Annotated in this window: 1 protein-coding gene; it reads left to right on the top strand. The window is 69.2% G+C overall.

The window, feature by feature from the left end; translation table 11 throughout:
- Positions 1-1151 (top strand): 2-oxoacid:acceptor oxidoreductase family protein (locus tag ACFY7H_RS34065; RefSeq protein WP_388946599.1); only part of this gene is annotated, 1151 nt, incomplete at both ends.

The raw sequence follows: 1151 nt of genomic DNA, 5'->3' as shown, positions 1-1151 counted from the left end.
ATCCGCCGTGTCGACCGGGTGATCATCCGTTTCGCGGGTGACTCGGGTGACGGTATGCAGCTGACGGGTGACCGTTTCACCTCGGAGACGGCGTCCTTCGGCAACGACCTCTCGACGCTGCCGAACTTCCCGGCCGAGATCCGGGCGCCCGCCGGGACCCTGCCGGGGGTGTCCTCGTTCCAGCTGCATTTCGCGGACCACGACATCCTCACGCCGGGTGACGCGCCGAACGTGCTGGTCGCGATGAACCCGGCGGCGCTGAAGGCGAACATCGCCGATCTGCCGCGCGGCGCGGAGATCATCATCAATACGGATGAGTTCACCAAGCGGCCGATGGCCAAGGTCGGCTACGAGACCTCCCCGCTGGAGGACGGCTCCCTGGCCGCCTACAACATCCACCCGGTGCCGCTGACCACTTTGACGGTGGAGGCGCTGAAGGACTTCGGGCTCTCCCGCAAGGAGGCCGAGCGCAGCAAGAACATGTTCGCGCTGGGGCTGCTGTCGTGGATGTACCACCGGCCGACCGAGGGCACGGAGAACTTCCTGCGGCGGAAGTTCGCGAAGAAGCCCGACATCGCCGAGGCGAACATCGTCGCCTTCCGGGCGGGCTGGAACTTCGGCGAGACGACCGAGGACTTCGCCGTCTCCTACGAGGTCGCCCCCGCCACCAGTGCCTTCCCGGCGGGCACCTACCGCAACATCTCGGGGAACCTGGCCCTGTCCTACGGGCTGATCGCCGCCGCCCGCCAGGCGGACCTGCCGCTCTACCTGGGCTCCTACCCGATCACCCCGGCCTCGGACATCCTGCACGAACTGTCGAAGCACAAGAACTTCGGCGTGCGGACCTTCCAGGCCGAGGACGAGATCGCCGGCATCGGCGCCGCCCTCGGCGCGGCCTTCGGGGGCTCGCTCGCCGTCACCACCACCTCCGGCCCGGGCGTCGCCCTGAAGTCGGAGACCATCGGCCTGGCCGTCTCGCTGGAGCTGCCCCTGCTCGTCGTGGACATCCAGCGCGGCGGACCCTCGACCGGACTGCCCACCAAGACCGAGCAGGCCGACCTCCTCCAGGCCATGTACGGCCGCAACGGCGAAGCCCCCGTCCCCGTCATCGCCCCGCGCACCCCGGCCGACTGCTTCGACGCCGCGCTGGA

Source organism: Streptomyces sp. NPDC012794 (genome assembly GCF_042901085.1).
Lineage (GTDB): Bacteria > Actinomycetota > Actinomycetes > Streptomycetales > Streptomycetaceae > Streptomyces.
This window is presented reverse-complemented; position numbering and strand designations above follow the sequence as displayed.